Genomic DNA, 9,123 nt, shown 5'->3' with positions numbered 1-9,123 from the left:
GGAAGCTCAGCCCTACAGCGCCGATGGTACTGCCCTGGAGACGGGGTGGGAGAGTAGGACGCCGCCGGACACCCTTTCACCGAAGGCCCGCACCACATGGTGCGGGCCTTCGGCATACCCCCACACAACCAGAACGCCCGCCACGGCGACGGCTCGTTACGGTTCCGTGGCGGTACTCCGCACGCGTCGTGGCGCACCTATCCGGACAGGTACGCCGGGGGAGTGGTGGACCCACGGCTCGTCCTGAGGTTCGGGCAACCCGGTGGCGTTCCACAGGTCGGTGTGCAGCGAGAGCAGCCGTGCGTCGTGGAGCGGCCACGGAGGATGGGATATCGGCACCCGGAGCAGCGTGCCGAGATGACGGCTGTACGCGTTCCACCGGCCTGTGAGTCTCCCGGCAAGCGGTGAGGCACCGATGCGGGCACCCACGGTGACCTCTGCGCGGGTGTTCCCGATCGCGTACCGGACTGTCGCTCCAGTGAGCTCGACATGCCCGCTGCGGTACACGTACGGGAGCCCGAGCCCGGCGCGGAGACCGAGGGTCACCGACCGCCGCGCACAGTGGATGCGGAGGAACAGCACGCCGTCGTGCCGTCCGTCGGTCACGTAGGTGCGCAGGTTCAGCTCGGGGAACGTAGACCAGCGCGGTACAGCCGGCAGGCCGGGCAGACGCAGGTCGGCGAGCGTGAACGGGGTCAGGCCCAGCCAGGCGGTGCCGTCGTGCAGCTGAAGCCTCAGGCCCGCGGGGATGAACGGTTCGAGCGCGGCTGGCTCGTAGCGCCAGTGGAGGAACGTGATGTCGGCCCACCGCTGGAGGTTCAGCGGCACGCGCACGTGGTGGTCGGGTTCGGTTCCGCTCATCTCCTCACGGTGCGCCGGGCGCAAGCCACCCGCGCGCGCGACATCGTGCGAGCCCCTCCGGCAGCGCGCACGGTGGAGAGGCAAGCGACGGGTCGAGGAGTGGCTCGTGTGCAGCTGCAGCCCGAGAGGATCGCAGATGTTCTTCCACCGGCAAGAGCTCCAGTTCAAGGCCAAGCCCGACAAGCCTGACGCCGTGTTCGCCCGCAAGCTCCAGGAGGTCCTGGGCGGCCAGTACGGCGAGATCACCGTGGCCATGCAGTACGGGTTCCAGTCCTGGAACGCGCACATCCCCGGCAAGTACCGTGACCTGCTCTTCGGGATTGGTGCCGAGGAGATGGGGCACGTCGAGATGCTCGCCACGATGATCGCGCAGCTCCTCGAGGACGCCCCGCTCGGCGTGGTGGAGGGGGCCGCGCAGGACGACCCGGCGGTGGCCGCCATCGTGGGTGGCACTGATCCGCAGCACGCGATCGTGGCCGGTGCGGGCGCTCGCCCGGTCGACTCGAACGGCAACCCGTGGAGCGCGGGCTACGTGACCGCGAGCGGCAACATGCTGGCGGACTTCACGGCCAACGCGAACGCCGAGATGCAGGGTCGGCTCCAGGTCGCCCGGCTCTATCACATGACCGACGACAAGGGAGTGAAGGATCTCCTCGCCTTCCTGCTGGCGCGGGACACCATGCACCAGAACCAGTGGATCGTGGCGGCTCAGGAGCTGCGCGAGGAGGGCATCGAGGACCTGCCCGTGCCGATCACCTTCCCGGTCAGCAAGGAGAACCGCGAGGTGTCGTACCAGTACATCAACTTCTCCGACGGCCAGCACGCGTCGGAGGGCAAGTGGGCCAGCGGCCCGACCCCGGACGGCAAGGGGCAGTTCGAGTACGTGGCCGAGCCGCCGCAGGGGGTGCCGATGCCGCCGCCCACCAAGCCGGACGTGCGGTTCCACGGCACCACCGAGCGGCCGGGCACGCTCGAGAAGGCGGCTGGAGCGGTGCAGGACGCGCTCCACAAGGAGTAGCGCGAGGCACGCCGTCGCGGCGGCTGGGGCACGGACGGTGTCCCGGCCGCCGTCGTGCTCCCTGGCATCACCGCGACGGAGGCTCGCCGGAGCATCGCCGGTTGTGGGCGGGGGACTTGCCGCAATCCCCTCGGGATTGCGGCAAGTCCCCCGCCCACAACGAAGGCGAGGTGCTGCGCACGGGGCGGTACGCATGGACGCGCTCGCCGTGCGGCAGGTGCCGTGACCGGTCCGCGCCCGAGTGGCCGTGACCGGTCCGCGCGCGAGTGGCCGGGGCACGGGCCACGGTGAGAGGGCAGGTCGAGCCAGGGCCGACGAGACCGACAGGGAAGCGACCATGACGTCCGAGACGAAGACGACCACGGACCATGAGGAGGTCCGCCGCTGGGTGGACGCCCGCGGTGGGACGCCCGCGGTGGTGCGGGACGCACGTGACGATGGCGGGGGCGTGCTGCGGATCGACTTCCCGGGCGGCGTGGGCGGCGACCGGATCGAGACGGTGTCGTGGGACGAGTGGTTCTCGGTGTTCGAGGACCGCGGGCTGGCGCTGCGGTACCAGGCGGAGAAGGCCGACGGCGGCGACAGCACGTTCGCGAAGCTGGTGTCCCGGTGAGGGCGCTGGTCACCGGCGGTGCGGGGTTCGTCGGCAGCCACGTGTGCGAGGCGCTCCTGGCCGCCGGTCACGAGGTGGTCGCGGTCGACTCGATGATCTCCGGGACGCCGTCGAACGTGGCGGGCATCGCGCGCCACCCGGGGTTCCGGCTGCTGCGCCGTGACGTGTCCACAGGGTTGTCCACCAGTCTGGTGGGTGAGGTCGACCTCGTGCTGCACCTGGCCTGCCCGGCCTCGCCGGCGGACTACCTGGCGCACCCGCTGGAGACGTTGGACGTGTCCTCGCGCGGCACCCGGTCGGCGCTCGACGTGGCCCGTGCGTGCGGTGCCCGGTTCGTGCTCGCGTCGACGTCGGAGGTGTACGGCGACCCGCTGGTCCACCCGCAGCGCGAGGAGTACTGGGGCAACGTGAACCCGGTCGGGCCACGGTCGGTGTACGACGAGGGCAAGAGGTTCGCGGAGGCGCTGACGGCGGCGGTGCGCCGGGCCGAGGGCGTGAATACCGGCATCGTGCGCATCTTCAACACCTACGGGCCCCGGATGCGTGGGCACGACGGACGGGTGGTGCCCACGTTCGTGCGGCAGGCGCTCGACGGGGAGCCGCTGACGGTCGCGGGCGACGGGTCGCAGACGCGTTCGCTCTGCTACGTGGACGACCTGGTGGAGGGGCTGCTGCGCTTCGCGAGCACGGACGATCCTGGGCCGGTGAACCTGGGCAACCCGGAGGAGCTCACGGTGCGGCAGATCGCGCGGGACGTGATCGAAGCGACCGGATCGACGTCTCCGCTGGAGCAGATCGATCTGCCAGCGGACGACCCGAAGGTGCGGTGCCCGGACATCAGCCGTGCGCGGGAGCTGCTCGGCTGGGAGCCGAAGGTGCGCTGGCGGGAGGGGCTGCAGCGGACGGTCGCGTGGTTCCGGGAGGCCCGTGGCGCCGCCGACGAGGGCGCGGCCTGACCACCCGCCGTACGGGCGTCCCGCGGGACCCGGCCCGGCCTCGCGGCGAGCCGGGCTTCGCGGTGGACGGGAAGTCGTGATGCCCGATGCTGGACGCCGTCGCGCCGGACGCCGTCGCGCCGGACGCCGCTGCCGGGCTTCGTCGCGCCGGACGCCTGCGACACGCGCCGAGGACACCCCGCTCAGGTCAGGTCAGGTCAGGTCACGTCGGGAGGCAGGCCCCACCCCGGTCGTGCTCTGCCTGCCGGTGGGGCCCCGCTGCCCGGCGATGCGGCGTCGCCGGGTCGCGCTCCTCAGGCGACCTGCTCGACGGCGAGGAGCGCGGCGCACGCGTCGAGCACCTCAGCGGTGGTGATGCGGGCGAGCGTGGGGTCGAGGTAGGTGCCGTGCGGGTCGCCGGGCACCGCGGTGGGCCCGTGCCAGAGGGCCGTGTGCCGGTCGAGGTCGATGCTCGGGCCCCAGGCGGACGGCGGGACCGGGCCGAAGAGCGTGACCGAGGGCGTGCCCAGCGCGGTGGCGAGGTGCGCGACCCCGGTGTCCCCGCTGAGGAGGAGGCGCGCTCCGCCGACGAGGTCGGCGAGCTCGTCGAGGTCGAGGCGGCCGGAGGCGTCCTCCACGTCCGCGCCGGCGCCGGCCGCCGCGGCGAGGACGGCGCGGCACAGCGGTCGCTCCGCCGTCGACCCGGTGAGGACGACGCGCAGCCCGTCGTGGGCGAGGGCCGCCGCGACGGCGGCCCACCGCGCCACCGGCCAGCGGCGCGCGCCGGACGCCGCTCCGGGGTGCACGACGACGGTGCTGCCGCGCGGTGCGCGCGGCTCGGTCAGCCGCAGGTCCTCGGGGCCGCAGGGCCCGCCTGCCGCGGACACGAGTCGGCACCAGCGGCGCACCTCGTGCTCGCCCGGGTCCCAGGCCGGCCCGTCGTGCCCGGCCTCGGCGCACCCGAACGCGACGAGCGTCCCCGGCGCGGTCGCCTGGAGCGCCCGGTGGCTCGCCGGACCGCGCCCGTGCAGGTTCACCGCGACGTGCCTGCGGGCGGTTCGGCCCGCGGCCGCGACCTCGTCCCCCAGCAGGGTCCAGACGCCGCCCCCGTGCAGGGTCTCGCCCCCGTGCGCCAGCCCGGGCACGCCCCCGCCGGCACGGGCCCGGCCGCGCCTACCGGCTGCGGCTCCCTCGCCGTCATCGGGTACCGGCGGCTCGAGCGCCGCGAGGGCCGGCAGCTCCAGCGCCGCGAGAGCGTGGGGGGCGAGCGCCTGGGCGGGCACGACGTCGTCCACCACGCCGCGGGCGGCGAGGAACGCTCCGACGCCCGCAGGGGCGGCGAGCACCACCCGGTGCCCGGGCCATGCGCGCCGCACGCCCCGGAGCGCGGCGACGCCGGTGAGGGCGTCCCCGAGCCCCAGGGCACGCAGCACGAGGACGGTGCCGGTCACGGCCAGGACGCCTCGCCCGACGCCATGACGAGCATCTCGCGGATCTCGCTGCCCACCGGCTGGGTGAGGGCCGCGATGACGGCGCCGGCGGTGGCGGCGGGGTCGTTGAGGTCGGCGTCCGGGCCGGGCTTGTACTGCTCGGTGCGGCCGTCGAAGAACGGGGTGCGCATGCCACCGGGGATGAGGCAGGTGACACCCACCCGCCCGGCGTACTCGGCGGCGAGCGCCTGGGTGAAGCCCCGCACGCCCCACTTGGAGGCGCAGTAGGCGGTGGCGTCGCCGGCCCCGCGCAGCGCGAGGGTCGAGGCCACGGTGACCACGGTGCCGCGGCGCTCCTCCAGGTGGGGCAGCACCGCGCGCACCACGGCGACGGTGCCGAAGAGGTTGACGCGCACCACCCGCTCCCACGTCGCGGGGTCGATGTCGAGGAGGGGGCCGCACACGTCGGTGCCGGCGGCGGTCACGACGGCGTCGGGCGGCCCCACCTGTGCGACGAGCTCCTCGACGGCGCGGGCGGTGGCGGCCGAGTCGGACAGGTCCACGGTGGTGTGGGCGACGTCGGGCTGTGACGGTGCGGCGATGTCGAGCACCGCGGGCGTGCCGCCGGCGGCCGTGACGGCGTCGACCAGCGCGGCGCCGAGCCCGCTGGCGCCGCCGGTGATGAAGACCGTGCCGACGCGGCGCGGGGTGAGCGCCGCGGGCTCGGCGCGGCCGTCGAGGATGGGGGCGGAGGTCATGCGTCGGTTCCTTCCGTAGGGGGCGGCAGGTGCGGGGGCGCCGCGGGTCACGACGGCGCGAGCGCGCGGTCGAGCGGCGAGGTGCCGCGGGCACGGGCCACGAGCGCCGTGGTGGAGCGGCCGTCGAGGTAGGGCAGCACCACGGTGCGGCCGCCGTGGCGTGCCACGACCTCGGCCTCGGGCAGGTCCTCGACGGCGTAGTCGCCGCCCTTGGCCCACACGTCGGGGCGGAGCAGGTCGAGGGCGGCCGAGGGGTCGTCCTCGTCGAACACGACGGCGGCGTCCACCGCGTCGAGCGCCTCGAGCACGCGCACGCGCTCGGCGGCCGGCACGAGCGGGCGGTCGGGGCCCTTGAGGCGGCGCACCGAGGCGTCCGAGTTGACCAGCACCACCAGGCGGTCGCCCAGCGCGCGGGCCGCCTGCAGGGTGGCGACGTGGCCGGCGTGCACGAGGTCGAAGCAGCCGCCGGTGGCCACGAGCGTGCCGCCGGTGCGCAGGGTGGCGCCGAGCCGTTCGAGGGCGTCGGTGCTCGCCGGGACGCCCGGGTCCGGAGGCGTACCGTCGCCCTCGTCGCCGTCGGCTCGCCGGAACGCCTCCGCGCCGCCCGCCGCCACCCAGGCGCCCGCGGCGGCGACCGCTTCGCGCACGGCGCCCACGACGTCGCGTCCCCGGGCCAGGCACTCGGAGACGGTGGCGGCGAACCGGTCGCCGGCACCGCACGGGTCCCCGCCCGAGACGGGCACGGCGGCCACGTGCACCGCGCCTGCTCCACCGCCCCGCTGTGCCACGCAGGCTCCTCGGGCCCCGGCGGTGACGGCGACCGCCTGCGCACCCCACGCCTCCCGCAGCGCGGCGGCGAGGGCGGCCACGTCGTCGGGCGTCACGTCGAGGCCGAGCGCCTCGGCGGCGCCGACCGCCTCGCTGCGGTTGGGCGTCACCAGCGCGCAGCCGGGCACCGGCCGCCCGCCCCGGGGGTGAGGGTCCCAGACGACGGGGCGCTCGCGGGCGACGTCGGCGAGCACGGCCCGCAGCGTCTCGTCATGGGTGACGCCGCCGCCGTAGTCGGAGACGAGGACGACGTCGCAGGCGGCGAGCCGCGCGGCGACGACGGCGGGATCGACGTCGCGCGGGGTGCCGGGGCCGCCGTCGTCCACCCGCACGAGGCTCTGCCCGGAGCTGCGCACGCGCGTCTTGGTACGGGTACCGCCCTCGTGCCCGAGCGGCACGAGCTGCAGCCCCGCGAGCCGCGCGCGCAGCACGGCGCCACCGTCGTCGTCGGCGACGGGTGCCACGAGCACGACGTCGGCCCGGCCGGCGCACAGCAGCGCCGCGAGGCCCGCGCCGCCGGGGCTCTGGCGTACGGTCTCGACGTCCACCACGGGCACGGGCGCGTCAGGGCTGAGGCGGGTGACGCTGCCGTCCACGTCGCGGTCGAGCAGCACGTCGCCGACCACCCCGACCAGCGGGCGGGCTGTGCCCTGCGGGCGGGCCGCGCCCTGCGGGCGGCGCGGGGGCGTGCCCTGCGGGCGGCTCATGGCCGTGCCTCGCGCAGCGCGGCGCGGCGTGGGGCGCGTGCCCTGCGCGCGGCGCGTTCGCGGCGCGCCACCTGCTCGTCGAGCGCGGCGCACAGGGCGTGGACGGCCACGAGGTGCACCTCCTGCACGGCGGACGTCGACCCGGCGGGCACGGCCACCGCGTCGTCGCACGCGGCGGCGAGCGGGTTCGGCACGGGGCCGGTCAGGGCCCACGTCACGAGCCCCAGCTCGCGGGCCCGGCGCACCGCGGCGAGCACGTTGGCGCTCGCCCCGGAAGTCGACATCGCGACCAGCACGTCACCCTCGCGCCCGTGGGCGGCCACGCCGCGGGCGTACATCTCCTCGGGGCCGTAGTCGTTGACCACGGCGGTGAGAGCGGACGTCTCGGCGTGCAGGGCGATGGCGGACAGGGGCCGCCGCTCGCCCTCGAACCGGCCCACGAGCTCGGCCGTCAGGTGCTGGGCCTCCGCAGCGCTCCCGCCGTTGCCCGCCACGAGGAGGCGGGCGCCGTCGAGCAGCCGGTCGGCCAGCTCGGCGCCCCACGCCTCGATGCGCCCGGCGTCCGCGACGAGGGCGTCCAGCCCGGCCTGGAGGTCGCCCCGGTGACGCTGGAGCCACCGCCCTGCCGGGCGCCGCAGGGCCGAGGGCCCGGGCAGGGTGGTGGGCTGGGGGTCGGTGCTCATCGCGGTCCTCCCACGGTCAGGGGCGCGGGCCGCACGACGGCGGGCCGGGACGCCCTGAGGAGATCGGCGTAGACGTCGGCGGTGCGGGCGGCCACGGTGGGCCAGCCGTAGAGCCGCTCGGCGCGGGTGCGGGCACCGGCGCCGAGCCGTGCGCGCAGCCCGGGGTCGGCCAGGCGCTGCACGGCGCGAGCCAGCGCGGCGGCGTCGCGGGGGCGCACCAGCAGGCCGGTCTCGCCGTCGACGACGGTGTCGAGCAGCCCGCCGACCGCGGACCCCACCACGGGGCGCCCGCACGCCGCGGCCTCCAGCGGCACGATGCCGAACGGCTCGTACCAGGGGGCGCACACGACGACGTCGGCGGCGTGCAGCAGCGGCGGGACGTCGTCGTGCCCGACGGCGCCGAGGAACCGTACGCGGTCGGCGACGCCGAGCCGGTCGGCCAGGGCGCGCAGGCGCCGCACCTCGGGGTCGGTGCCGAGGCCCGTGGCGGGAGGGCCGCCCGCCACGGCGAGCTCGACGTCGAGCGGGCCGCCGCGGTGCCGGGCGCTGCGGAGCAGGGCGAGCGCCTCGACCACGGTGCCCACGCCCTTGCGCTCCACGAGCCGCCCGACGGTCAGCAGGCGCAGCCGCCCGGGAGGGCGGCCGTCGCCGGGAGCGGCGGCGGGCTCGTCGTCGGGCTGGAACTCGTCCAGGTCGACGCCGCACGGCACCACGCGCAGCCGCCCGCGCGGGGCGCCGAGGCGGTACAGCTCGTCCACCTCGTCGTGGCAGGTCGCGACCACGACGTCGACCTCGTGGCACAGGCCGGCCTCGAGCTCGACGCGGCCGGGCGGGCTGGTGTCCGCGGCGCCCTGGTGGCGGCGCTTGACGGAGCCGAGGGCGTGGAACGTCTGCACCACGGGCACGCGCGGCCCGGTGGTCAGGGCGCGGGCACGCACGGCTGCCAGGCCGGACATCCAGAAGTGCGCGTGGGCGACGTCGGGGCGGTGGCGCGGGTCGGACCACGCGCGGGCGAGGCCGTCCCCGAGCGCGTCCATGAAGGGCAGCAGGTCGTCCTTCGGCAGGGGGCGGGCGGGGCCCGCGGTCACGTGGACCACGTCCACCCCAGGGGCGAGCGGCACGCGCTCGGGCAGGTCCGGGTCGTCACGGCGCGTGTAGACGTCCACGTGGTGGCCGGCGGCGCCGAGGTGGCGGGCGAGCGCAGCGACGTGCACGTTCTGCCCGCCCGCGTCCGCCCCGCCCAGCGTGGCGAGCGGGCTGGCGTGCTCCGAGACCATGGCGATGCGCATC

The 9,123-nt window shown here is 76.2% G+C and carries 9 protein-coding genes; 3 read left to right on the top strand and 6 right to left on the bottom strand.

Translation table 11 applies throughout. The features are described from left to right. Positions 1-156: 156 nt before the first annotated feature. On the bottom strand, positions 157-861 hold the full coding sequence (locus DNL40_RS13400) for a YqjF family protein (RefSeq protein ID WP_111251750.1): 705 nt from the start codon (positions 859-861) through the stop codon (positions 157-159). Positions 862-997: 136 nt separating this feature from the next. Here DNL40_RS13400 and DNL40_RS13395 point away from each other — a divergent pair, with 136 nt between their 5' ends. The 3 genes from DNL40_RS13395 (at position 998) to DNL40_RS13385 (ending at position 3,448) form a co-directional block, all read left to right on the top strand. After that, positions 998-1,879 carry a manganese catalase gene (locus DNL40_RS13395; RefSeq protein WP_111251749.1) on the top strand — a complete coding sequence of 294 codons (882 nt, stop codon included), beginning with the start codon at positions 998-1,000 and terminating at the stop codon, positions 1,877-1,879. A 337-nt stretch (positions 1,880-2,216) separates the two neighbouring features. Beyond that, the gene (locus DNL40_RS13390; protein ID WP_111251748.1) at positions 2,217-2,492 is read left to right on the top strand and encodes a hypothetical protein; all 276 of its coding nucleotides are present in this window, start codon (positions 2,217-2,219) and stop codon (positions 2,490-2,492) included. Next, on the top strand, positions 2,489-3,448 hold the full coding sequence (locus DNL40_RS13385; protein ID WP_111251747.1) for a UDP-glucuronic acid decarboxylase family protein: 960 nt from the start codon (positions 2,489-2,491) through the stop codon (positions 3,446-3,448). Before DNL40_RS13390 ends, DNL40_RS13385 begins: the two co-directional genes overlap by 4 nt. Before the next feature lie 293 nt (positions 3,449-3,741). Here DNL40_RS13385 and DNL40_RS13380 read toward each other — a convergent pair whose 3' ends face one another. Genes DNL40_RS13380 through DNL40_RS13355 form a run of 5 tightly spaced genes read right to left on the bottom strand, consistent with a single transcriptional unit; the run spans position 3,742 to position 9,122 of the window. Continuing rightward, the gene (locus tag DNL40_RS13380; protein ID WP_245885922.1) at positions 3,742-4,878 is read right to left on the bottom strand and encodes a glycosyltransferase family 9 protein; all 1,137 of its coding nucleotides are present in this window, start codon (positions 4,876-4,878) and stop codon (positions 3,742-3,744) included. After that, positions 4,875-5,615, bottom strand: a complete 741-nt coding sequence (locus DNL40_RS13370; protein ID WP_111251746.1) for an SDR family oxidoreductase — start codon at positions 5,613-5,615, stop codon at positions 4,875-4,877. The genes DNL40_RS13380 and DNL40_RS13370 overlap by 4 nt, the downstream gene beginning before the upstream one ends. A 47-nt stretch (positions 5,616-5,662) precedes the next feature. Beyond that, the gene (locus DNL40_RS13365; RefSeq protein ID WP_111251745.1) at positions 5,663-7,150 is read right to left on the bottom strand and encodes a PfkB family carbohydrate kinase; all 1,488 of its coding nucleotides are present in this window, start codon (positions 7,148-7,150) and stop codon (positions 5,663-5,665) included. Then, a complete protein-coding gene (locus tag DNL40_RS13360; protein WP_111251744.1) occupies positions 7,147-7,833 on the bottom strand; it encodes a D-sedoheptulose-7-phosphate isomerase in 687 nt (228 codons plus the stop codon). The genes DNL40_RS13365 and DNL40_RS13360 overlap by 4 nt, the downstream gene beginning before the upstream one ends. After that, positions 7,830-9,122 carry a glycosyltransferase gene (locus DNL40_RS13355; RefSeq protein WP_111251743.1) on the bottom strand — a complete coding sequence of 431 codons (1,293 nt, stop codon included), beginning with the start codon at positions 9,120-9,122 and terminating at the stop codon, positions 7,830-7,832. Before DNL40_RS13355 ends, DNL40_RS13360 begins: the two co-directional genes overlap by 4 nt. Between the last annotated feature and the right edge of the window lies 1 nt (position 9,123).

The organism is Xylanimonas oleitrophica (genome assembly GCF_003244315.1).
Lineage (GTDB): Bacteria > Actinomycetota > Actinomycetes > Actinomycetales > Cellulomonadaceae > Xylanimonas_A > Xylanimonas_A oleitrophica.
The sequence above is the reverse complement of the archived record's forward strand: the minus strand, read 5'-3'. Positions and strand labels throughout refer to the sequence as shown.